We start from the raw sequence: 22,456 nt of genomic DNA on the forward strand, positions 1-22,456 counted from the left end.
TGATGAGATTTTATCATGGATGATGCGCTCGTTCCCGGCCGCTTGTCGGTGCCCTCGCTCTCCGCGCTCGCCGCCTTCGAGGCCGCGGCCCGGCATGGCAGCTTCACGCGTGCGGCGGAGGAACTGAACCTGACGCAGGGCGCGGTCAGCCGGCAGGTCGCGCATCTCGAAAAGGCACTGGGCGTCAGCCTGTTCGAGCGCGTCAAGAAGCGCGTCAGCCTGACGGCGGCGGGCGCGGCCTATGCCAACGATATCCGTGACGGCCTGTCCCGACTCGCGGCCGCGACTGTCTCCGCCATGGCCTTTCGCGGTGCCGCCGGCGTGCTCAATCTCGCGACCTTGCCGACCTTCGGCACGCGCTGGCTGATCCCGCGCCTGCCGCGCTTCACCGAGGCGCATCCCGGCATCACCATCAATTTCACGACGCGGTTGGTGCCTTTCGATTTCGCCCGCGAGCAGGTCGATGCCGCCGTGCATTTCGGTGCGGAGAACTGGCCGGGCGCGCGGCTCCATCGCCTGATGGGCGAGGAGGTGGTGCCCGTAGCCGCGCCCTCCCTGCTGGCGCGCGTCGGCATCACGGAAGCGGCAGACATGTTGCGCGCGCCGCTGTTGCAGCAATCGACCCGGCCGCGCGCCTGGGCGAATTGGCTGGAGCAGCAGGGTCTGGCGCCGGAGCGGGCCTTGATGGGGCCGCGCTTCGAGCAGTTCGCCATGATCGCGCAGGCGGCGGTGGCAGGGCTGGGCTTGGCCATCGTGCCGCGCTTCCTGGTTGAAGAGGAATTGCGCTCCGGCTCGCTGGTCATCCCGATCGATCGACCGGTAACCGGCAAGGAAGGCTACTATCTCGTCTATCCCGAGGAGAAGGCCAATCTGCCGACAGTCATCGCTTTCCGTGACTGGCTCCTCGGGGAATGCGCCCCGGCTAATTGAGGCGCCTCTCGACAAGCGCTTCGTGCTCGTTCATTCATGCGCGAAATTCACCAACCCGGCTTTCCCAGCGAAGCCGGCTGCGCGAGGCCTGCCATGCCGCCCGTCTCCGAAAGCGCCGATGTCGTGATCTGCGGGGGCGCCGCGATCGGCTCCTCCGTCGCCTATCATCTTGCCGCCGATCCCGGCTTCACTGGCAAGGTCGTGGTGATCGAGAAGGACCCGACCTATCGCTTCTCGGCCTCGGCGCTTTCCGCCGCCTCGATCCGGCAGCAGTTTTCGAGCGCGGTGAATATCCGCATCTCGCTCTTCGGCGTCGATTTCCTGCGCAATATCGGCCAGCACCTCGCGGTCGATGGCGACGTGCCCGCTATCGATCTGCACGAGGGCGGCTATCTCTATCTCGCCAGCGAAGCCGGCGCGCCGATCCTCGAAGCCAACCAGAAGCTCCAGGCCGCCGAGGGCGCCGATATCGCCCTCTACGATCCCGCCACGCTGAAGCAGCGCTTCCCCTGGCTCAATACCGAGGATCTCGCCTGCGGCACCTTCGGCGTCAGCGGCGAGGGCTGGTTCGACGGCTGGGCGCTGCTCCAGGCCTTTCGCAAGAAGGCGCGCAGCCTCGGCGTCCAATACCGGCAGGGCGAGGTTGCCCGCTATGTCACGGAAGGCGGCCGGGTCACGGCCGTCGAGCTCGCCGACGGCAGCCGCATCGCCTGCAGCGCGGTGGTCAATGCCAGCGGCACCCATGGCGCGAAGCTCGCCGCGACGGCGGGGATTGATATCCCGGTGAAGTCGATGAAGCGCTATGTCTTCACCTTCACCTGCAAGGGCGATGTCGATGGCTGCCCGCTCCTGATCGACACGACCGGCGCCTGGTGCCGGCAGGAGGGCAAGCGCACGGCGGAGGGCCAGCTCTTCATCGGCAGTTGCTCGCCCCTGACGCCGGAGCAGGACGTCGAATGGCTCGAGAACAATCCCGCGGCCGAGGATGTCGACTGGGGCTTCTTCGAGGAGGTGGTCTGGCCTTCGCTCGCAACCCGCATCCCGGCTTTCGAGCAGATCAAGCCCGGCCGCGCCTGGGCGGGACCCTACGACATGTGCGGGCTCGACCATAACGCCATCATCGGCCCGGCCGTCGGCCTGCCCAATCTCTATCTCGCCAACGGCTTCTCCGGCCACGGCCTGCAGCAATCGCCGGCGGTGGGCCGCGGCCTTGCCGAGCATATCGCGCATGGCCGCTATCGCTCGCTCGACCTTGCCGATCTCGGCCACGAGCGCATCGTTGCGAACCGGCCGCTCAAGGAGGCCAACGTCATCTGACGAGGAGGCCGCCATGGTCGATCCCGCTTTCGTCCAGACCATGGCCCGCTACAATGCGTGGCAGAACCGCAGCCTGATAGCGGCGGCGGACGGCCTGACCGACGAGGCGCGCAAGCTCGATCGCGGCGCCTTCTTCAAGTCGATCCACGGCACCTTCAACCATCTCCTCTGGGCCGACGAGACCTGGCTCAGCCGCCTCGCCGGCAGCGAGAAGCCCTCCGTCGGCGGGCGCGATTCGGCTGCTTATTTCGAAGGGTGGGCGCAGTTCTGCGCGCGCCGGCGCCAGCGCGACCAGTTCATTCTCGATTGGGCGGACAAGGTCACGGCCGATTGGCTGCGCGGGACGCTGATCTGGTATTCGGGCGCGGCCGGCCGCGAGATGGGCAGGCCGCGCGGCTTCGTGATCGCGCATTTCTTCAACCACCAGACCCATCACCGCGGCCAGATCCACGCCATGCTCACGGCGGCGGGCGCGAAGCCTGATGATACCGATCTCTTTTTGGTCGATGAGCCGCGCTAGGCAGGGCCTGCAACAGGCGAGGAATTCCGGCGTCTGGCGCGCGCGGGCGGTTTGCTGGCTGCGATCGGGCGATCATCGATTTCGTCTTCCTCATCCTCCTCCCGATCGGGCGGCACGGCCGCCGTCGCGTTCTGGCTGAGCTTCTGGAACAGCCCGAGCCCGACCAAGGCCAGCACGGCGAGCAGCATCAGCAGGGCGGGGTAGACGACATCCCCCATCGTCTCGCGCGAGGTCTTGGCGATCAGCACCAGCGATTCCAGCGAGAGCGCCACGATCATGATCGACATGAACTTGGTCAGCGATCCCCGCGCCTCGGCCGGGCGGCGCATCTCGCGATCGGCGACGACCTCCTCCTCGTACAGGAACTTGCCGACATCGGCGACGGCGACCGCGATGATCACGAGACCGATCGCGTCCAGCATGGTGTCGAGCGCGCCGTCGCCGGTCCAGAAGCCGTTCGACGTGCGCCAGACCGCGACGCCGATCAGCACGATGGAGGCGCCAAGCAACGCGATGGAGATGATGGTGTAGAGCAGCCTGCTGAACAGCGTCATGTTTCCCCCCAATGCGCTTGCAGGCGACAACCGCCTATGGGCCGATGGGTTCCGTTGCGGTGGGGCTGGGCTGCCGGTGCAGCGAGGCTTGCATGGCCGCTCCCATGACACAGCCGATTGCCGGTTCTCGCGATCCATGGTCCAAGCGCTGAGTTCCGCCGGAGCGCTTCGCATGCCCGAGACGACGACCCTCATCACCTTCTCGCTGATCGCGCTCGGCATGGTGCTGACGCCCGGCCCCAACATGATCTACCTGATCTCGCGCTCGATCGCGCAGGGCAGAGGCGCCGGCCTGATCTCGCTCGGCGGCGTCATCCTTGGCTTCTTCGTCTACATGTTCTGTGCGGCCTTCGGCATCACCGCGCTGCTTTTCGCCGTGCCCTATGCCTATGACGTGCTCCGGCTCGGCGGCGCGGCCTATCTGCTCTGGCTCGCCTGGCAGGCGGTGCGGCCGGGCGGCAGCTCGCCCTTCCATGTCCGCGATTTGCCCCATGACGGGCCGCGCAAGCTCTTCGCCATGGGCTTCCTGACCAGCCTGCTCAATCCGAAGATCGCGATGTTCTACCTCGCGCTGCTGCCGCAATTCATCGATCCGGCCGCCGGCAACGTGCTTTCCCAGTCGGTCGTGCTCGGCTTCGTCCAGATCGCGATCAGCGGCAGCGTCAACGCCCTGATCGCGACGGCGGCCGGCAGCATCGCGCTGTTCCTGAAAACGCGACCTTTCTGGTCGCTGGTGCAGCGCTGGCTGATGGGGACGGTGCTGGCCGGCTTCGCGCTGCGCATGGCGATGGAATCGCGGCGCTAGCAAGCCGCGATGTCGAGCTTAGAGACCGCATCGGAAACCCCGCGGCCGAGCCTGCCGGACCTGTTCACCGGCTTCCTCAAGATCGGCCTGATGGGCTTCGGCGGCGTCGGGCCTGTGGCGCGCCACATCATCGTCGCCGAGCGCAACTGGCTCGACGATCGCGCCTATGCCGAACTGATGGGCATTTGCCAGGCCTTGCCCGGCGCCAACACCGTCAATGCGGCGGTGATGCTGGGCGATCGCTTCCGCGGCGGAATCGGCGCGCTGACCTGCGTCTTCGCGCTGATGGCGATGCCGCTGCTCTGCCTGGTTGCGCTCGCGAATGGCTATGATGCCGTCTCCGGTCATCCACTGGCGCAGACTGCCCTGACCGGCGCGGCCGCCAGCGCCGCCGGGCTCATCCTGGGCACTGCGCTCCGGCTCCTGACGAAGGCCGGCCTTGCGCGCTGGGCCTGGCTGATGGCCGCGGCCGCTTTCGTCGCGGTCGGTGTGCTGCGGCTGCCCATGCTGCCGACCCTGCTGGTGCTCGTGCCGCTCGGCTTGGTCGCGGCGACGCTGGGCGCTCGGCGGGTCTGATGGAGCGCGGCGTCTTCTTCCAGCTCATCGTCACCTTCGGCACGATCTCCCTGATGGCCATCGGTGGCGCCAATGCCGTGGTGCCGGAGATCCATCGTCAGGTCGTCGATATCCTCGGCTGGATGGATGCGCCGACCTTCGCCCGGCTCTTCGCCATCGCGCAGACGGCGCCCGGCCCCAACATCATGCTCGGCAGCATTATCGGCTGGCATGTCGCCGGTACGGCCGGTCTGCTGGTGGCGACGGCGGCGCTCTTGCTGCCCTCCTGTCTGCTGGCACTCGCCTCCAGCCGCGGCCTGCAGCGCTTCGGCGGCAGCCGCGTGGTCCGGATCATGACGCTCGCGCTGGTGCCGATCGCGCTCGGCCTGATGCTGGCGAGCGGCGTGGTCGCGACGCTCGCGGCCGATGCCGGCATCGTCGGCTATGCGATCACGGCAGCGACCGCGCTCGTGACCTATCGCTCGAAGGTCAACCCGCTCGTACCGATGGCGATCGGCACATTGGCCTATGTCCTCGCCTGGTCCGTCGGCATCGTCTGACCACGGCGCCGGGTCGTTCATTCGTGGGACGGCATGACGCTACCCCCGCCGCCATGCTACGCTCTCGCAACGTCACTCTGGGGACGTTGTCAGGGAGGTCGGCATGGCATGCTTGCTCTCGCGGATGGCGTTCCTTGTCCTCCTGCTGCCGATGCTCGCCATGCTCGGCTCGCAGACGGCCCAGGCTCAGAAGGCCGAGACGGTGGCGCTCTGCAAGGATGACCGCACCGAGAAGGGGCTCGCCGCCTGCAACGCCATCCTGAAGGGCCGCCCCGATCGCAAGGTCAAGGCGATGGCCCATGTCGCGCGCGGCCACACCCAGTTGGCGCTCGGCCGTCCGGCCGAGGCGGAGAAGGACTACTCGGAAGCGCTGGCTCTCGCGCCGAATTTCGCGGCGCTCTACCGGGATCGTGGCCGCGTCCGCTTCACGCTCGGCAACCGTGACGGAGCGATGGCGGACTTCACCGCGGCCATCGAAAATGATCCCTTCGATCCGGACAACCACGCCAATCGCGGCTATCTCAGGCTGATGCAGTATGATTTCGCCGGCGCTGGCGAGGATCTGCGCAAGGGCCTGTTCTGGCAGAAGCAGCATCCGCGCAGCGACTATCTCCTCGGCCTGCTCGCCTATGCCACCGGCCGCTATACCGACGCGGTCGCGCATATCGACAAGGGGCGCGAGGGCGGTTTCCGCACCTCCGAGACCTTCATCACCCGCGCCCGCAGCCTGTACTATCTCGGCCTGTTCGAAGCCGTCGCGAAGGAGGCGACCGAGGGACTTGTCGCCTTCCCGAAGCAGGTCGACCTGATCGAGATCCGGGCCCGGGCGCGATTGGCGCGGCGCGAATGGCCCGAGGCTCTTGCCGATGCCGAGGTGGTCGCCGAGGCTCAGCCCCGCTCCGGGCGGGCTCATGCGACGCGCGGGGCGGTGAAATTCGCGATGAAGGATGTCGCCGCCGCAACAGTCGATGCCGACAAGGCGATCGAGCTCGATCCCGGCCTGTTCGACGCCCATGAACTGAAGGCGGACATCCTGCTCGCTTCGGGCGATCAGCCCGGCGCCCGCGCCATCCTCGCCCGCTCCGCGGCGCGGACCGACGCGAAAATGGCCTATGACATCGCCTCGCGGGAGCGCCATGCGGCGCGCGTCGCCGCGTTCGACAAGCCGAAGCCGATCGTCGTCGCCGATCTCGATGAGGCCGAGCTGAAGAAGCGCTGTGCGACGCGTGACGATCCCTTGCGCATGCAGAGCTGCGACCGTCTCGTCGAAACGGCTGCCACGCCACAGGACAAGGCGGACAGGCTGATCCAACGCGCCAACGCTCGGCCCTTCGACAGCCGGATGGGCGATTTCGATCTGGCCGTCGCTGCGGCGCCAGACTACCTGCCCGCCACGCTTGCCCGCGCCTACGCCCATCTGGCGGATTACCGCTACGGCAAAGATCTGACGCCGTTCGATCGCGCTTGGGCCGATGCCGATAGCGCGGTTCGGCGCTCCGGCGCCGACAAGGAAATCTGGGCGCGGGCGATGCTGGCGCGCGCCTCTGTCTCCCAGGGCAGGGGGAATTACGAGGCGGCGGTTGCCGACCTCACCGAACTCGTCGCAAGCGATCCAACGGCACGGTTCTATCGCGCGGACCGCGCAAGCGCCTTGCTCATGGCCGGCAAGCCCGCTCAGGCGCTGGAGGATTTGCGCGAAAAGGCGCGCCTCCCGACGGACGTGCCTGAAGGGCTGCAGGGCGAGGATGATCTCGTCGTCGCGCTCATTGAAACCGGCGGGCTCGACGAGGCCGTCACCGTTCTCGACGACTGGCGGACCAGGCGCTTGCCCGGCGCCTATGCCGAGCAGGCCCTGCGGGCGCGCGTTGCGCTGGCCCGTGGCGATGCGGCGACCGCTCGGGAGCTGGCCGCCGCGGCCCTTGCCGATAACCGCTTCAACGCCGGAGCGCAGGCCGTGCGTGGACTCGTTGCGGCTCGATTGGGCGATGCGCTCGACGCGGAAACGGATTTGAGCAAGGTCATCGACGATATCGCGCCGATTCCCTTCCGAGCCCGGACCTCCGGCATGACGCCGGGCCATGTCGCCGATCTCTTCCTCTGGCGCGGCATCGCCCGCGTGCAGCTCAACCGGGTCAATGCGGCCCGCGGCGATCTCGCCGAGGCCATCAGGCGGGCGCCGGACCGGGCGCGCGCCTATGCCGAGCGGGCGGCGCTGAACCTGCGCTCCGACAATCCGGCGGCCCTGACCGATATCGCCATGGCCTTGCGGATCGAACCGGACGAGCCGCGCTGGCAGGCGCTCGCCGCTCGCATCAATCTCGCGACCGGGGATGCGGCCGCGGCGGAGCGCTTCGCCACGGCTGCACTGGCCGCGCCTTCGCCGGAAGCGGACCTGGCGCTGTTGCGCGCCAAAGCGAGGCTCGGCCTCGGGCGTTTTCCTGAAGCGGTGGAGGATGCGACCGCCCGGCTCGCGGCTGCGCCGAATGATGCCGAGGCTCTTCTGCTGCGCAGCGATGCCCGGCTCGGGCAGGGCGATGCGACCGCCGCGCTCGCCGATATCGAGACGGCGATCGCCGTGAAGGCAGGCGATCCGCGCCTGCTGCTCGCGCGTGCGGAACTCAAGGCCAAGCTGGGCGACGTGCCGGGAGCGATCGGCGCCTTCGAGGCCGCAGCGGCACGGCCCGAAGCCTCGCTCCAGGCCAATAAGCGGTTGGGTGATCTCTATGCCGGGATCGCCTCGGATCAGCTCGCGCTCGGCTATTACGCCAAGGCACTGGAGCAGCCGGCGCGCGCGCCATCCGATGAAGCCACCCGCGATGCGGCCCGCGCGGCCCGCGACGCGCTGATCCGGCGGATGGCGGCGCCGAAATAAGCGGGGCGCGGCATGCATCGCATGAATGGCATGGCCGCCACCTCCCGCCATTGCCGCTCGCGGCAATGGCGCTAAGCTCGCCCGCATTGTCCCATCCGGAACGAATGCGAGTGAAGCGATGAGCGCCCTGACCCCCGAGGAGAAGAAGGTCACCGAGTGGCTGGCGAGCCGCAAGGAAGGCATGGTCGCGCTGCTGCGCGAGCTGGTCGACACCGACTCGGGCTCCTACGACAAGGCCGGCGTCGACCGGGCGGGCAATGTCGTCGCGCGCTTCCACAAGGCGAACGGGCTCGAGGTCGAGATCGTGCCGGACAGCCGCTTCGGTGACGCCGTCCGGGCGCGCCTGCCCAACCCGACGGCCAACGACCAGCGCCCGGTCATGCTGCTCGGCCATCGCGACACCGTCTTCCCGCAGGGCGAGCCGACGCGCCGGCCCTTCACCATCAAGGGCTCGCGCGCCTATGGGCCGGGCGTCGCCGACATGAAGGCGGGCGTGATGATCTCGGCCTTCGTCGCCGCAGCCTTCGCCGAATGCGGTGGCCTTGCCGCACCGCTCCTGATGCTGACGACCAGCGACGAGGAGATTGGCTCGCCGTCCTCGCGTCCGGTCATCGAGGCGGCGGCGCGCGAGTCGCGCTGCGTCTTCAATGCTGAGCCCAGCCGCCTGCCGGCCGGTACTGATTTCGCGAAGGACCACAGGCAGTCGGTCACCAGCGGCCGCAAGGGCGGCGTCTTCATGCGCGCCGAATTCACCGGCAAGCCGGCCCATTCCGGTGCGAATTACGAGAAGGGCGCCTCGGCCATCGTCGATCTCGGCCACAAGATTCCGAAGCTCCAGGGCCTCACCGATCTGGAGAAGGGCATCACCGTCAATGTCGGCCTGATCGGCGGCGGCCAGACCGTCAACACCATCGCGCCCAGCGCCTGGTGCGAGATCGACCTGCGTTATGTCACCGCCGCGCAGCGCGACGAGATGGTCAGCAAGATCAAGGCGATCATCGAGACGCCCGAGGTCGCCGGCACCAGCGCCGTGCTGTCGATCAAGGGCGAATTCCTGCCGCTGGAGCGCTCCTCGGACTCGGCCGCGCTCTACGACACCTATCGCGAGGCGGCTTCCGCCTTCGGCATCGGCGTCACCGCGGAATTCACCGGCGGCTGCGCCGATTCCGGCTTCACGGCCGCGCAGGGCACGCCGACTTTGTGCAGCGTCGGCCCGATCGGCGGCATGGCCCATACGCCGGACGAGTTCCTGGAGGTCGAGAGCATCGTCCCCGCCGCACAGACGCTGGCGCTCGCCGTGATGCGGGCTGCCGCCAGGGTGGAATAACCGGTCGCTAGCGGCAGAGCAGCTCGATCTTGCGGCTGAGCGAGGGCTCGTCCTCGCTCAGCCGGTCGGTCAGCGCGTGCAACCAGTTGAAGGCAACCCATAATTCCAGCCGGTCGTCGACCTCTTCGGGCGCGAATTCGCCGCGCCCGGCCGCGCGCACGAACATCTCCCGGGGGGCCGCCAGCCGTTCCGGCATGAACTTGAAGCGCAGCGCGGCGAGCGCGCTGTCGCTGGTCTGCGCTTCCGCGATCAGTCCCTTGAAGACGCGCCCGGCCGTATCCTCACGCCAGAAGCGCCAGAGATCCCGCGTATAGCGCAACAGATCGGCGCGCAGGGAGCCCTCGTCCGGCACGGGGATGGCGGCATCCTTGTTCGCTCCGTAGATCGCGATGAACAGGTCGGCCTTGTTCGGCCACCAGCGATAGATCGTCGGCTTGCCGGCGCCCGCACGGCGCGCGACCTCCTCGATCGAGAAGCCGGCATAGCCCTTCTCAGCCAGCAATTCGCGCGCCGCTGCCTTCACCGCGGCTTCCGTGTCGGGGCTGCGGCGAGCCCCGATCGAGGCCCGGCGCTTCGGTTTCGTTTCCACTCGCTCGAACCTCGCCAATCCATCGTCTCGCTTCTTGACATAACGAAACGGGCCGTTTAGATCAACAAATAGAAACGGAACGTTTCGTTATATGGAGATGCCCGATGGCTCTTTCATTCTTGTCGCGCCTCGGCTCACGCCTGCGCTTCCTGATGGTCGCAATCGTCGGTGCGTATGCCGCGATCAATCTCGTGCTGGCCGCGCTGGCGCCCTTCACCGCGGGCTGGCCGATCTTTGGCGTCACGGCGCTGGCCGTGCCGCCCATGGTTGTGGCGATGGTCTACGGGGTGATCCCGATCGCCTTCCGCTTCGGTGCCCCGCGCTAAGCGGGCTACCGCGTGAAGCGGGTCGTCTCAGAACGCCTCTTCCCAATCGCGGCTCAGCCGCATCGCGCAGTTGATCAGGCCGACATGGGAATAGGTCTGCGGGAAATTGCCCCAGAGCTCGCCGGTCTTGAGATCGGCATCCTCCGAGAGCAACCCGAAGCTGTTGCGGCGCTTCAAGACGCGCTCGAACAGCTCCTTCGCCTCGTCCCGGCGGCCGATCGCATTCAGCGCATCGACATACCAGAAGGCGCAGATCAGGAAGCCGGTATGCATGTATCCGAAATCGTCCTGCGTGGCGTAGCGCAGCAGGAGGTCGCCGCGCTTGAGATCGCGGCCGATGGCCTCGACGGTGGCGACGAAGCGGGCATCGTCGGCTTTGACGAAGCCGAGCTCGGCCAGCAGAAGCAGGGTGGCGTCGAGGTCCTCGCCGCCGAAGGTCGAGACGAAATGGCCCTTCGTCTCGTTCCAGATCTGCTCGGCGATGGTGTTCTTCAGGCGCTTGGCCTCGCCCTTCCAGTATTCCTTGCGGTCGGCGCGCCCGAGCGTGCCGGCGATGCGGGCGAGCCGGTCGCAAGCGGCCCAGCACATCACGCTGGAGAAGGAATGCACCGCCTCCTTCTCGCGCAGTTCCCAGGGACCGGCATCGGGCTTGTCGAAATAGGCGATGGCGAGCTCGCCCATGCGTTCGAGCTGTCCGAACAAGGCCTCCTTGCCCGGCTGGATCAGACGCCGGTCGAAGAAGGAATGCGTCGCCGCCAGCACGACGGCTCCGTAGCCGTCGTTCTGGATCTGCGTCGCCGCACCGTTGCCGAACCGCACCGGCTTGTGCCCGCGATAGCCTGAGAGATTGCTCGCCTCGAACTCGTCCAGCGTGCCGCCGCGCGTGATCGGGTAGAGCGGCGGCAGATGCTCGGCCCCGCTTTCGGTGAAGGTGTCGACGATATTGGTGATGAAGCCGAGATAATCCTCCATCGTCCGCGTCGTGCCGAGCCGGTTCAGCGCGTGTACGACGAAATAGGCGTCGCGCAGCCAGCAATAGCGATAATCCCAGTTGCGCTGCGTGCCCGGCGCCTCCGGGATCGAGGTCGTCAACGCAGCGACGATCGCGCCGGTTTCCTCGAAGGAGCAGAGCTTCAGTGTGATCGCGGCCCGGATCACCTCCCGCTGATATTCGAAGGGCACCGAGAGCGAGCGCACCCAGTCGCGCCAATAGTCGGTGGTCTTGTCGAGGAACTCGCGCGAGGTCGTCTCGATCTCGGCGCGCAGGGCCTCGTCCGAGCCGATGAAGAAGGAATAGGCCTGGTCCACCGCGAAGGGCGTGCCTTCAACGACATAGGAAAGCGGCGCGTTGGTGGTCAGGCGGATCGTCTGGTCGGCGCCGACGAAGCGGACATGGTTGGAGCCGCGCGTCATCTCGTCCGGTTCCTCGCCGATGCCGAGGCAGGGCTTGACCAGCACGCGGATGCGCGGCCGCCCGGAAACGCGCCGGACCCGCCGGACGAGCTGCGGCGGCCGGAAGAAGCGCTCGTAGCGCACGAAGCGCGGCGCGAAATCGAGGATCTCGATCGCATTGCCCTGGTCGTCGGAGAGCACGGAGGACAGGATCGCGGTGTTGTCGAGATAGCTCTGCTCGCACCGCGTCATGCCGACGAGCTCGATGGCGAAGACGCCCTTCTCGGGCTCGGCATCGCCGTCCTCGGCCCGGTTGTCGATCAGCGAGCAGAACACGGGGTCGCGGTCGAAGCGTGGGAAGCAGCCCCAGACGATGCGGGCGCGGCGGTCGATGAGGGCGGCGATGGAGCAGTTACCGATCACGCCGAGGTCGAGCGAGGCGGAGTGCTGCCCCGCGGTCGAGGTCGTTACAGTCATGGATCAATCCTGCTTGAAGCTTGAAGCGGAGAGGCGGCCGCTTTCGGCGGCTTCGAGAAGGATATGGCGCAGCGCCGTCGGCGAGGCGAGCCGGCAGGTCGCATGGCTCTCGCGGTCGGCGCCGATGCGGACGGAGACGCCGCCCATCGCGTTGACCGCCTCGAAACCGTCCTCGTCGGTGATGTCGTCGCCGATGAAGACGGGCTGCCGGCCGGCATAGACCGGGGTCGCCATCAGCCAGGCGATGGCGCTGCCCTTGCTGGCGCCGGCCGGAACCAGCTCGGCAACGGCTTTTCCTTCCTGCAGGCGCATGCCCGGCCCCATCCGCTTGGCGATGGCGCGCATCAGCGCGAGGGCCTCGTCCTCCAGCGCGGGCGCGAGGCGCCAGTGCAGGGCGACGGAAATGCGCTTGTCCTCGACGATGATGCCGACATGGCTGTTGGCGAAGCGGACGAGGTCGCGCAGGGCCGCGCGCATCCCCTCGTGCGTATCGGCCTGCGAGCGGATTTCGTCGTCGACGCGGATCTGGGCGCCATGCAGCCCGGCGATATCGAAGCGGTGCGGCGCCAGCACGCCGTCGAGAAAGGCGATCGGCCGGCCCGAGACCAGCGCCAGCGCGCCGCCGAGCTGCGCGCGCAGCGTCGTCAGCGCCGCCGCCACGCGCCGGTCGAGATGTACGTCCTCCGGCGAGGGCGCGATTTCCACGAGGGTTCCGTCGAAATCCAAAAACAGAGCGATTTCGCGATCCGGGGAAGCGATCTCATGGGGCCGTGCGGCAATATCGGGTTCGATCAAAGTCGTCATCATTTCGTATCTGGGCAGAGAAGGCGGCAGAAGAGCGGCCGTCCGGCCAATGATATCCTTTTCTGATTGATCGGTTGGCCATGGCTTCGTCGAAAATTGGGCCCGAGGGGTTGCCTCGATCTGTCGAAAGCCTACCATGGCAGTCGCGATTTCACCGCACGGCTGCCACAGGGCTGCCATGTGACCGCGTCCGCACCTCGGAAACATTACGCTTTCGGAAGCGTTCTGTTCCTGCCGCCGATGGCGAAATGCGGGCGGCCCTGCCGGAGAATGCTGCTCTATGCGTCTTGTCGTCGTTTCCAATCGCGTAACGATTCCCGATCGCCATGAAAAGGTGATGGCTGGGGGGCTGGCAGTCGCCTTGCGCGAGGCGCTGGAGCAGCGCGGCGGCCTCTGGTTCGGCTGGAGCGGGGCGGTGAGCGAGGGCGCGCCGGCGCAGGTCAGGCAGGTCGAGCAGGGCAATGTCACCTATGCCGTGACCGATCTCAGCGAGGCGGAGCGCCAGAGTTACTATCTCGGCTTCTCGAACCGGGCGCTCTGGCCGCTGATGCATTACCGCCTCGGCCTGACCGAGTTCCAGCGCAGCGACTACATGGGCTATCTCGGCGTCAACCGCCGCTTCGCCCGGGCGCTTGCCGCGCTGATCAAGCCCGACGACCTGATCTGGATCCACGACTACCATCTGATCCCTCTGGCGGCGGAGCTGCGTCGGCGTGGCGTCACCAACCGCATCGGCTATTTCCATCACATTCCATGGCCGGCAGCCGAGGTCATCGGCGCCTTGCCCTTCAGCGCGACGCTGATCCGCACCATGGCCGCCTACGATCTCGTCGGCATGCAGACCGAGGTCGATGCCCGCAACCTGATCGGCGGGCTGGTTTCGCTCTGCGGCGCCCGCTCCGATGGCAGGCGCGTTCGGCTGGGCGCGCGCGAGACCGCGGTGCAGGCCTTCCCGATCGGCATCGATGTCGAGGGCTTCCGGAAACTCGCCGCCGCGTCCGTCCGCAAGGCGACGACGCCTTTGCGGGCGACGCAGGAATCGCTCGGCGAGCGCAAGCTCGTCATCGGCGTCGACCGGCTCGATTATTCCAAGGGCATCGTGCAGCGGCTGGAGGCCTTCGGCGAGTTCCTGCGCAACCACCCCGAGGATCGCGGCCGGGTCAGCCTGTTGCAGATCGCGCCGCCTTCGCGCAGCGACGTGCCGGAATATGCCGAGCTCGACCGCCAGTCCGACGAGGTCGCCGGGCGCCTCAACGCCCAGCTCGGCGAATTCGACTGGACGCCGATCCGCGTGGTCAAGAAGGCCTATTCGCGCAAGGCGCTGGCCGGCTTCTACCGCCGCGCCCAGGTCGGGCTGGTCACGCCGATGCGCGACGGGATGAACCTCGTCGCCAAGGAATATATCGCGGCGCAGGACCCGGCCGATCCCGGCGTGCTCGTGCTCTCGCGCTTCGCCGGGGCCGCCCAGCAGATGGGCGAGGCGCTGATCGTCAATCCCTTCGATTCCCATGAGGTGGCGGAGGCGATCCGCACGGCGCTCGCAATGCCGAAGGCGGAGCGTATCCGCCGTTTCGAGCGGCTCTATGCGGTCATTGCCGGCACCGATATCGACTGGTGGACCCGCCAGTATCTTGCCGCGCTTGCGGGAGAGGGCGCCGCCAAAGACACTTCGGTCGCAGGCGAACCGCATAATGAGCCGCGCCGGGGCGTGCGACGGGCAGGGCGGGGCGAGGCATCGGCCGCGTCATCGGCGCCCCCGGACGTCGCTGTACGCAAGATGTCGGCAGGAACCCGCGGCAAGCGGAGTGCTGGCAAGGGCTCTCATCTCGCCTTGGTGCGACCTTGAGACTTTGCACTTAGGTCAGGAAAACGGCTGAAATCTTGGGGGGATGCTGCCTGCCCCCTTCGCGGCCCTTGCCGAATAAGGTCTTTGGTCGCTAGAAGGCAGCATGATCGGAGTGGGCGACTCAGGTCTGGACAGGCATCGTATCATCGATGGCTGAGGAGGCGGGCGGAGGGCTGAGATCGATGCGAGGCGCTCTCGGAGGACCGGGCGTTCTGTTGCGCCGTCTCCGCGAGGTTATGGCGGCATCGATCAGCCCGCAGGAGCGGTTGGATCGGCTCGTCGTGCTGATCGCCGGCAATCTCGTCGCCGAAGTCTGCTCCGTCTATGTCCTGCGCGAGGACGGCTCTCTCGAACTCTACGCCACAGAAGGCCTCAACCGCGAGGCCGTCCACCTTACCACCATGCGTGCGGGCGAGGGTCTCGTCGGCCTGATCGCGAGCGAGGCCGAGCCTCTGGCGCTGTCGGATGCGCAGGCGCATCCCTCCTTCTCCTACCGTCCGGAGACGGGCGAAGAGGTCTATCGTTCTTTCCTCGGCGTGCCGATCCTGCGCGGCGGCGCTGTCATGGGCGTGCTCGTCATCCAGAACCGGGCGTCGCGGCTCTATTCCGAGGAAGAGGTCGAGAGCCTCCAGACCACCGCCATGCTGATGGCGGAGATGATCGCGGCCGGCGGACTGAAATCCCTGGCGGCGCCCGGCGCCTCGATCGGCCTCGATCGGCCGATCCACGGCATCGGCGTGGCGCTGGCCGACGGCGTCGGCCTCGGCCATGCCGTGCTGCACGAGCCGCGCGTCGCGATCACCAATCTCATCGCCGAGAACCCCGCGGCCGAGGTCGGGCGCCTCGAAGCCGCGATCGGCGAGATGCGTGCCTCGATCGACGAACTGGTCGAGCGCGGCGACGTCGCTCATACCGGCGAGCATCGCGACGTGCTCGAGACCTTCCGCATGTTCGCCCATGATCAGGGCTGGCTGCGCCGCATGCGCGAGGTCGTGATGACCGGCCTCACCGCCGAGGCGGCGGTCGAGCGCGTCCAGTCCGACACCCGCGCCAAGATGCTGCGCCAGACCGACCCCTATCTGCGCGAGCGGCTGCATGATCTCGACGATCTCGCGAACCGGCTGCTGCGAACGCTGGTCGGCAAGGCCAATGGCGTCGCCCGCGAGAACCTGCCGGAGAACGCCATCCTCGTCGCCCGCTCGATGGGGCCGGCGGCACTGCTCGACTACGACCGAGCTCACCTGCGCGGGCTCGTGCTGGAGGAAGGCGGACCGACCAGTCATATCGCCATCGTCGCCCGCGCGCTCGGCATCCCCGCCGTTGGCGAGGTCGTCAACGCCACCGCGCTGATCGAGGGGGGCGATGCCATCATCGTCGATGGCCAGGCGGGCGAGGTGCAGATCCGCCCGCAGCCCGATGTCGAGAACGCCTATAAGGACAAGGCGCGGCTGCGCGCCCGCAAGCAGAAGCAGTATCAGAAGCTCAAGGAACTTCCGGCCGTCACCCGCGACGGCGTCGATATCACCCTGCAGATCAATGCCGGCTTGATCGTCGACATGCCGAATATCGAGGCGACCGCTGCCGCCGGCATCGGCCTGTTCCGCACCGAATTGCAGTTCATGGTGGCGCAGCACATGCCGACCACCGCCGAGCAGCAGGCGCTCTATGCGGCCGTGCTGGAAGCGGCAGCGGACCTGCCGGTCACCTTCCGCACGCTCGATATCGGCGGCGACAAGGTGCTGCCCTATATGGAGCGCGTCGAGGAGGAAAATCCGGCGCTCGGCTGGCGCGCGATCCGCATCGGCCTCGACAAGCCGCGGCTGCTGCGTGCGCAGGTGCGCGCGATGCTGCGGGCGGGCGCTGGTCGCGATCTCAAGATCATGCTGCCGATGGTCGCGACCACCGATGAGTTCCGCCGCGCCCGCATGATCATCCGGCGCGAGCAGGTGATGCTGGAGAAGCAAGGCGTCACGCCGCCGCGCGATCTCAGGGTCGGCGTCATGGTTGAGGTGCCCTCGCTGCTCTTCGAATTGCCGGAGATCGCGCGCGAAGCCGATTTCCTGTCGATCGGCACCAACGACCTCATGCAGTTCCTCTTCGCCGCCGATCGCGAGAATAAGCGCGTCGCCGACCGCTTCGATCCGCTTGGCGTCGGTCCGCTTCGGGCGCTCCGGCGCATCGTCGAGGCAGCCGCCGAGACCGGCTGCCCGGTCACCGTCTGCGGCGAGATGGGTGGCAAGCCGCTGGAGACCATGGCGCTGATCGGCCTGGGCTATCGCGGCTTCTCGATGTCGGCGGCTTCGATCGGACCGGTCAAGGCGATGCTGCGGGCGCTTGATACGGCTAAGCTGCGCGAACGCATGGACTGGATGCTGGCCTCGCCGGAAGGCGTCACCAATCTGCGTCCGCAGCTCGCCGCTTTCGCGACCGAGTTCAAGGTCCCGGTCTAGCGACGCTGCCTGCGCCGTCGCTGCCGCTTTTCCTCTTCGTTCCAAGAGTTCAATTGATGTCTCTCCAGCTCCCCCAGGATCGTCTCGATGTCATCGTGGCGCGCCATGCCGCCGCGACCGACGAGATCAACCATGCGACCGAGGCGGCGCGCACCGTCGAGTTGGCCAAGGAACTGGCGGAGCTCGATCCCGTGGTCGCGGCGATCGCCTCCTGGCGGCAGGCACAGGCTTCGCTGGAGGAGGCCGAGGCGCTGATCGCCGATCCCGCGACCGACCCTGATTTCCGCGATCTCGCCTATGAGGAGCGCGACGCGGCTCGCGTCGAGATCGAGGCGCGTGCCCGCGAGATCCTCGTCGCCTTGCTGCCGAAGGATGCCGCCGACGAGCGCGGCGTCATTCTGGAAATCAGGGCCGGCACCGGCGGCGACGAAGCCTCGCTCTTCGCCGGCGACCTCTGGCGCATGTACCAGCGCCACGCCGCCCAGAAGGGCTGGAGCGTCGATGTCCTCTCGGAGAGCGAGGGGAACGATGGGGGGCTACAAGGAGCTTGTCGCCGAGATCAACGGCCGCGGCGTCTATGCCAGGCTGAAATTCGAATCCGGCGTCCATCGCGTCCAGCGCGTGCCGGATACGGAGGCGAGCGGGCGCATCCATACCTCCGCCGCGACGGTCGCGACGCTGCCGCTGGCCACCGATGTCGATGTTACCCTCAACGAGGCCGACATCCGCACCGACACCCTGCGTTCCGGCGGCGCCGGCGGCCAGCACGTCAACAAGACGGAATCGGCGGTGCGCCTCACCCATATCCCGACCAACACCGTCGTGCTGGTCCAGGACGAGCGCTCCCAGCACAAGAACAAGGCGCGCGCCTACGAATTGCTGCGCGCAAAACTCTTCGACATGGAGCGCCTGCGCATCGATGCCGAGCGCTCGGCCGACCGGCGTTCGCAGGTCGGCTCGGGTGATCGCTCGGAACGCATCCGCACCTATAACTTCCCGCAAGGGCGCGTCACCGATCACCGCATCAACCTGACGCTCTACAAACTCGACGAGATGATGCAGGGCCTCGTCCTCGACGAGATCATCGACGCGCTCACGGCCGAACAGCAGGCGAAGCTGCTGTCCGCCGAAGGCATGGCGTGAGGCACGGGCGATGAAACCAAAACCCCCGTCCCGCGTTGATGAGCTATCGACACCAGGCAAGGGGGGACCCTCTCATGATCAAGATGTTTTCGACGATAGCTGTGACCGGTCTGATGGCGCTGGCGATGAGCGGCGTCTCGCAGGCTCAGGAGCGCACTTTCAAGAAGATCACGTCGGGCCAGCCGGCCGCGCTGCAGGGCGCGATGACGCAGTCGCAGGCCCGCAAGGCCTGCCGGATGGAGATGGCTGGCACCCGCGAAAGCAAGGCCGCGATCAACAAGAAGATGCGGACCTGCATGGATCTGAAGATGAACGGCAACTAGGTCTCGTTTCGGAAATTGCGGAGCCCGTCACGGGCTTTGCTGGAAACGCACGAGGGGAGGGCGCCGCGTCGACCGTCAGGGAGGCGCGGCGCCTGCTTGCGCAAAGGTTCCTGCGCGCGGGCTCGGCCAGTCCGGGCCTAGATGCGCGGCTGCTGGTCGAAGGGAGCCTCGGCGCAGAGCATCTCGATCCCACCATGGTCTTGAGCGCCGAGGCGCTCGCCCGGCTGGACGATTTTTCGGCGCGCCGTGTCGCCGGAGAGCCGGTCTGGCGCATCCTTGGAGAGCGCGAGTTCTGGGGGCTGCCGTTCCGACTGTCGCGGGCGACGCTGGAGCCGCGGCCCGACAGCGAGACGATCGTGGAGACCGCTCTCGCGCAGTTTGCCGGGCGCCGTGACGAGAAACTGGAGTTGCTCGATCTCGGGACCGGCACCGGCTGCCTGCTGATCGCGCTGCTCAGCGAACTGCAGCGCGCGCGCGGCCTCGGCATCGACCTGTCCGATGAAGCCTGCCGCACGGCGGCCGGGAACGCCGCGCTCAACGGCGTCGATGACCGCGCAACATTCCGGCAGGGCAGCTGGACCGAAGGCCTGACCGGCCGTTTCGACCTCATCGTCTCAAACCCCCCCTATATCCCCTCGGCCGAGATCGCGACGCTCTCCGTCGAGGTGCGCGAGCATGATCCGTTGCTGGCGCTCGACGGTGGCGCCGACGGGCTTGGACCCTATCGGTTCTTCGCGTCGACCCTGCCGCCCCTGCTGACGCCCGGCGGCGTCATCGTCTTCGAGATCGGCGCGGGGCAAGGGCCGGATGTCGTCGCGCTGATGCGGGCGGGAGGGTTTGAATTCCGTGGCAGCCGCAACGATCTGGGTGGGCATGAGCGGGCGTTGATCTTCACGCTCGCTTGATAATGCACAGGCTTTTGGTCGATTTCGCTTGGAGAAGCAGCCAAAAGCAGCTATGCAACACCCAGCCGAAGCTGGTGGCGTCAGAGCCGGGCCTCTGGGCAGTTCCCGATTTTACAGGATTTGCTCGAGTTCGGCATTGTTTGCGGGCGTGTTCCCGAGACGATGCAACTGATAAGCCGGATGGAGCCCCGAAGGCGCGTGGCGCCGATCGGCTCATGGGGTTGAAACCCCCTTTTTTGGAAAAGAGCGCGTGAAGACCAGGAACGGCGGATCGCCCCTTCAGGTCACCTTCGTCCGACACAGCGTCGCAACCCGCTGTGCTTCGCAACGCGCATGACGGCACCACGGTTGCTTTGAACATAGAAGCGCGAGACAGACGCGAATGAGACCAGGTCAGAACCGGCGTATGCGCGGCCGTAATAATAGCGGCGGCGGCAACAATAACGGCAATCGCAAATCTCCCAACCCGTTGCAGCGTAGCTACGAATCCAACGGTCCGGACGTAAAGGTTCGCGGCACGGCGCAGCACGTTGCGGAGAAGTATCTTCAGCTTGCGCGTGATGCCCAGTCTTCGGGCGATACCGTTGCTGCCGAGAGCTATTTCCAGTTCGCCGAACATTACTATCGCATCCTGCTCGCGGCGCAGGAGCAGATGGCTCAGCAATTCGGTCATTCCTTCCCGCCGAATCGCGCCTTCGTCGAAGACGCGGATGACGGTGAGGAAGAGGGCGACGAGGACGGCCAGTCCTTCCAGCCCGGCACCGGGCCGCAGCCGGAGATGCGCTCCAACGGCTATGCCAACGCCAACGTCAATGGCTATAACGGCCATGGCGGCGGTCAGCGCCCTGAGGGCGAAGGCGGCGAGGGCCAGCAGCAGGGCGGCCAGCGTTTCGACCGCCAGGGCCGTCGCGAGCGCTTCAACAACGACCGCAACAGCAACAACAGCGAGCGCCGCTTCGATCGCCAGGATCGCGGCGAGCGCCGTTTCGACCGCAATGCCGAAGGCGGTCAGGGTGCTCCCGGCGGCTATGCGCCGCGTCCCGATGCGCCGCGTTCCGACATCCCGGTCAGCGAGGGTGGCGCCGTCGAGGCGGCTCCCGAGCAGGCCCAGGGCGAACAGCGCCGCTTCGAGCCGCGTCCCGAGCGCAGCGAGCGTCCCCAGCGTGAGCGTCGTCCGCGCCGCGAGCGCGAGGTCGAGGCCGATGCGAATGATGACGTCGCCGCCGCGCTGCCGTCCTTCCTGACCAACCCCGTGCGTGTTCCCGCGTCGGAGCCGGTCGAGGCCCCCGCCGCTGAGCCGGCTGCAGCTTCGGCTGAACCGGCCGGGGATGAGGCTGCGCCCAAGCGTACCCGCCGCCGCCGCTCGCCGCGCGAGGTCATGGATGCGTTGGGTTCGGAAACGGACGGCTCGGCCGAGTAAGCCGTTTTCGGATCGGCGATTGGATATGAAAAAGGGCCCTTTCGGGCCCTTTTTCATTGCCTGCTGAGTATCAGGCGATGCCGAGTTCGGCCGGCGCGTCCGCGGCCGTCAGGCTGTCGCCTTCGCCGAGCGCGCCATCGGCGAGCACGCGGCAATAGATGCCGCAATCGACATGGCCGTAATTCTTCATCAGCGCCTTCGGGATCTGCATGTCGCGCGCGCCGGTCTCGGGGTCGACATTGGTCGCCGCGCAGCGCTCGATCCGCTTGATCACCTGCAGGCGCAGGCCGCCGGGGCCGGTCAACTCGCGGTCGACGAGCTCGTTCTCGACCCAGGGCGCGAGACCGCTGACCATCAGGTTGCCGCGGAAGCGCAAGGGGTCGACCGGCTGGCCCAGGCGCGCTTCGAGGTCGGCGACGCTGGCGAGGTTGATGATCGAGACGAAGCCCGAGCGCGAATCGGTGAACCGATAGCTCGGCGGTGCCGTCAGCAACTTGGGCTCGCCGCGCAATTCCTCGGGCATGAAGCCGGAGAAGAAGCTGGTAATCGCGGCATGGCCCTCGTCGCTGGCGGTCGCCGCGCGCAGCACCTCCCGCCCGTCTTCACGGATGACGAGATCGCCGCTGGCATCGTCATAGCGCGTCTTCAGCCGGGCGAGCGACTCGTTGCGCATCAGCATCAGGTACTTGATCTTGGGCTGGTGCACGGGCTCGGCCGCATCGAAGCTCGACGGACCGTTCTCGATGGCGAAGAGCCGATCGCCGGGGAAATAGCTCCCGGTCGAAAGCGCGGCGCGCTTGAGCCGTTCCGGCGAGAGCCCCTTCACAGGATAGCGATAGAGCGTTTCGATGCGCATGGTCGGGTCCGTTCAGGCAAGGTCGCGGACCATAGCCTTGTCGACCGATCCTGACAGATCAAATCTTGTATCCGTTTCCATCAATCGGATGCGTCGTCCTCGCTGTCGCTCACCGAGCGCTGGCAGCCCCAGCCGGCGAGCACGGCGTCGGTGTCTTCGGCGACGAAGAAACGGGCGGCGTCGCGGTCGTAGCCTTCGCCCAGGAGGCGTTCGTAATCGGTATGGACATGGCGGACATGGCTGCCGAGCGCGAGCCACAGCGCGGTCGAGGGCGGCAGGTCCTTCATGTGGCGCCGTTCTGCCAGCGTGACCACCGCCTCGGCATCCGAGAGCGGAATGCCCGGCGCCTGCGCCCTCAGCGCTTTCCGAATCGCCTGCTGTCGCTTGGTCCCGGCCATGCCCGATCTGTGCCTGCCGCTTGCGCCAGGTCAATTCTGGGCCGGGCCTCTTCCGTTGCGTGAAAGCCACACTATCTTGGAGGGCGA

Annotated in this window: 20 protein-coding genes and 1 pseudogene; 15 read left to right on the forward strand and 6 right to left on the reverse strand. The window is 67.2% G+C overall.

Going from position 1 to position 22,456, the window contains the following annotated elements; translation table 11 throughout:
• The first annotated feature begins 15 nt into the window (after positions 1-15).
• The 3 genes from ACFJGT_RS03495 (at position 16) to ACFJGT_RS03505 (ending at position 2,767) form a co-directional block, all read left to right on the forward strand.
• The gene (locus ACFJGT_RS03495) at positions 16-930 is read left to right on the forward strand and encodes a LysR family transcriptional regulator (RefSeq protein WP_377845918.1); all 915 of its coding nucleotides are present in this window, start codon (positions 16-18) and stop codon (positions 928-930) included.
• 93 nt (positions 931-1,023) lie between these two features.
• Positions 1,024-2,247, forward strand: coding sequence for an NAD(P)/FAD-dependent oxidoreductase (locus tag ACFJGT_RS03500; protein WP_377845920.1), 1,224 nt, complete (start codon positions 1,024-1,026; stop codon positions 2,245-2,247).
• 13 nt (positions 2,248-2,260) lie between these two features.
• A complete protein-coding gene (locus tag ACFJGT_RS03505) occupies positions 2,261-2,767 on the forward strand; it encodes a DinB family protein (RefSeq protein WP_377845921.1) in 507 nt (168 codons plus the stop codon).
• On the opposite strand, the gene ACFJGT_RS03510 is transcribed toward ACFJGT_RS03505, so the two are convergent.
• Positions 2,764-3,321 carry a GNAT family acetyltransferase gene (locus tag ACFJGT_RS03510; RefSeq protein WP_377845922.1) on the reverse strand — a complete coding sequence of 186 codons (558 nt, stop codon included), beginning with the start codon at positions 3,319-3,321 and terminating at the stop codon, positions 2,764-2,766. The genes ACFJGT_RS03505 and ACFJGT_RS03510 overlap by 4 nt on opposite strands.
• A gap of 172 nt (positions 3,322-3,493) precedes the next feature.
• Between ACFJGT_RS03510 and ACFJGT_RS03515 the strand changes: the two genes are divergently transcribed.
• The 5 genes from ACFJGT_RS03515 to ACFJGT_RS03535 all read left to right on the forward strand — a co-directional run bounded on the left by ACFJGT_RS03515 (position 3,494) and on the right by ACFJGT_RS03535 (position 9,440).
• Positions 3,494-4,126 (forward strand): LysE family translocator, encoded by a 633-nt coding sequence (locus tag ACFJGT_RS03515; RefSeq protein WP_377845924.1) that lies wholly within the window; start codon positions 3,494-3,496, stop codon positions 4,124-4,126.
• Between the two features lie 9 nt (positions 4,127-4,135).
• Positions 4,136-4,702, forward strand: coding sequence for a chromate transporter (locus tag ACFJGT_RS03520; RefSeq protein ID WP_377845926.1), 567 nt, complete (start codon positions 4,136-4,138; stop codon positions 4,700-4,702).
• Positions 4,702-5,241: a chromate transporter gene (locus tag ACFJGT_RS03525; RefSeq protein ID WP_377845928.1), complete on the forward strand. Its 540-nt coding sequence runs from the start codon at positions 4,702-4,704 to the stop codon at positions 5,239-5,241. The genes ACFJGT_RS03520 and ACFJGT_RS03525 overlap by 1 nt, the downstream gene beginning before the upstream one ends.
• Positions 5,242-5,344: 103 nt before the next feature.
• Positions 5,345-8,113: a tetratricopeptide repeat protein gene (locus ACFJGT_RS03530; protein WP_377845929.1), complete on the forward strand. Its 2,769-nt coding sequence runs from the start codon at positions 5,345-5,347 to the stop codon at positions 8,111-8,113.
• 118 nt (positions 8,114-8,231) lie between these two features.
• Positions 8,232-9,440 (forward strand): M20 family metallopeptidase, encoded by a 1,209-nt coding sequence (locus ACFJGT_RS03535; protein WP_377845931.1) that lies wholly within the window; start codon positions 8,232-8,234, stop codon positions 9,438-9,440.
• A 7-nt stretch (positions 9,441-9,447) separates the two neighbouring features.
• On the opposite strand, the gene ACFJGT_RS03540 is transcribed toward ACFJGT_RS03535, so the two are convergent.
• Entirely contained in the window at positions 9,448-10,029 is a 582-nt protein-coding gene (locus ACFJGT_RS03540) for a TetR/AcrR family transcriptional regulator (RefSeq protein ID WP_377845933.1), read from the reverse strand.
• 104 nt (positions 10,030-10,133) lie between these two features.
• On the opposite strand from ACFJGT_RS03540, the gene ACFJGT_RS03545 reads away from it, so the two are divergent.
• The gene (locus ACFJGT_RS03545) at positions 10,134-10,355 is read left to right on the forward strand and encodes a hypothetical protein (protein WP_377845935.1); all 222 of its coding nucleotides are present in this window, start codon (positions 10,134-10,136) and stop codon (positions 10,353-10,355) included.
• A 27-nt stretch (positions 10,356-10,382) separates the two neighbouring features.
• Here the strand turns inward: ACFJGT_RS03545 and ACFJGT_RS03550 are convergent, their stop codons facing one another.
• Both ACFJGT_RS03550 and otsB read right to left on the reverse strand, forming a co-directional pair.
• The gene (locus ACFJGT_RS03550; RefSeq protein ID WP_377845937.1) at positions 10,383-12,224 is read right to left on the reverse strand and encodes a glycoside hydrolase family 15 protein; all 1,842 of its coding nucleotides are present in this window, start codon (positions 12,222-12,224) and stop codon (positions 10,383-10,385) included.
• Between the two features lie 3 nt (positions 12,225-12,227).
• Positions 12,228-13,019, reverse strand: a complete 792-nt coding sequence (gene otsB, locus ACFJGT_RS03555) for a trehalose-phosphatase (RefSeq protein WP_377848911.1) — start codon at positions 13,017-13,019, stop codon at positions 12,228-12,230.
• Between the two features lie 289 nt (positions 13,020-13,308).
• Here otsB and ACFJGT_RS03560 point away from each other — a divergent pair, with 289 nt between their 5' ends.
• The 6 genes and pseudogenes from ACFJGT_RS03560 (at position 13,309) to ACFJGT_RS03585 (ending at position 21,115) form a co-directional block, all read left to right on the forward strand.
• On the forward strand, positions 13,309-14,874 hold the full coding sequence (locus ACFJGT_RS03560) for a trehalose-6-phosphate synthase (protein WP_377845939.1): 1,566 nt from the start codon (positions 13,309-13,311) through the stop codon (positions 14,872-14,874).
• A 182-nt stretch (positions 14,875-15,056) separates the two neighbouring features.
• On the forward strand, positions 15,057-17,324 hold the full coding sequence (gene ptsP, locus ACFJGT_RS03565) for a phosphoenolpyruvate--protein phosphotransferase (RefSeq protein WP_377845941.1): 2,268 nt from the start codon (positions 15,057-15,059) through the stop codon (positions 17,322-17,324).
• Between the two features lie 56 nt (positions 17,325-17,380).
• Positions 17,381-18,467 (forward strand): annotated as a pseudogene (gene prfA, locus ACFJGT_RS03570) (peptide chain release factor 1).
• Between the two features lie 74 nt (positions 18,468-18,541).
• A complete protein-coding gene (locus ACFJGT_RS03575) occupies positions 18,542-18,790 on the forward strand; it encodes a hypothetical protein (protein ID WP_377849084.1) in 249 nt (82 codons plus the stop codon).
• Positions 18,791-18,804: 14 nt separating this feature from the next.
• Positions 18,805-19,695, forward strand: coding sequence for a peptide chain release factor N(5)-glutamine methyltransferase (prmC, locus tag ACFJGT_RS03580; RefSeq protein ID WP_377848912.1), 891 nt, complete (start codon positions 18,805-18,807; stop codon positions 19,693-19,695).
• A 406-nt stretch (positions 19,696-20,101) separates the two neighbouring features.
• Complete coding sequence (locus ACFJGT_RS03585) at positions 20,102-21,115, forward strand: DUF4167 domain-containing protein (RefSeq protein ID WP_377845943.1); 1,014 nt, start codon at positions 20,102-20,104, stop codon at positions 21,113-21,115.
• A gap of 70 nt (positions 21,116-21,185) precedes the next feature.
• Here the strand turns inward: ACFJGT_RS03585 and ACFJGT_RS03590 are convergent, their stop codons facing one another.
• Together ACFJGT_RS03590 and ACFJGT_RS03595 are read right to left on the reverse strand one after the other, a co-directional pair.
• Positions 21,186-21,971, reverse strand: a complete 786-nt coding sequence (locus ACFJGT_RS03590) for an MOSC domain-containing protein (protein WP_377845945.1) — start codon at positions 21,969-21,971, stop codon at positions 21,186-21,188.
• An 80-nt stretch (positions 21,972-22,051) separates the two neighbouring features.
• Entirely contained in the window at positions 22,052-22,369 is a 318-nt protein-coding gene (locus ACFJGT_RS03595) for a DUF2293 domain-containing protein (protein ID WP_377845947.1), read from the reverse strand.
• Positions 22,370-22,456 lie beyond the last annotated feature (87 nt).

Origin of the sequence: Allobosea sp. UC22_33, assembly GCF_042700715.1 — a bacterium.
Lineage (GTDB): Bacteria > Pseudomonadota > Alphaproteobacteria > Rhizobiales > Beijerinckiaceae > Allobosea.